The sequence below is a fragment of the Bacillus sp. Brlt_9 genome (assembly GCF_051948935.1).
Lineage (GTDB): Bacteria > Bacillota > Bacilli > Bacillales > Bacillaceae_G > Bacillus_A.
The window spans coordinates 1-440 of record NZ_JAYJLO010000038.1; the positions used below are offsets into that span (position 1 = coordinate 1).

Genomic DNA, 440 nt, shown 5'->3' on the forward strand with positions numbered 1-440 from the left:
CTCTGGTTCTTCCTCTGAGTCCTCCTGCTCCAGTTCTGGCTCTTCTTCTGGTTCTTCCTGTTCCAGTTCTGGCTCTTCTTCTGATTCTTCCTGCTCCAGTTCTGGCTCTTCTTCTGATTCTTCCTGCTCCAGTTCTGGCTCTTCTTCTGATTCTTCCTGCTCCAGTTCTGGCTCTTCTTCTGGTTCTTCTTGCTCTAGTTCTGGCTCTTCCTCTGATTCTTCCTGCTCCAGTTCTGGCTCTTCTTCTGGTTCTTCTTGCTCCAGTTCTGGCTCTTCTTCTGATTCTTCTTCTGGTTCTTCTTGCTCCAGTTCTGGCTCTTCCTCTGATTCTTCTTGCTCCAGTTCTGGCTCTTCCTCTGATTCTTCTTGCTCCAGTTCTGGCTCTTCCTCTGATTCTTCTTGCTTCAGTTCTGGCTCTTCCTCTGATTCTTCTTGCTCCA

General features: G+C 48.4%; 1 protein-coding gene. It reads right to left on the reverse strand.

Going from position 1 to position 440, the window contains the following annotated elements:
* The coding region (locus VF726_RS31525; protein WP_440174144.1) for a hypothetical protein at nt 1-440 on the reverse strand (440 nt) is incomplete at both ends.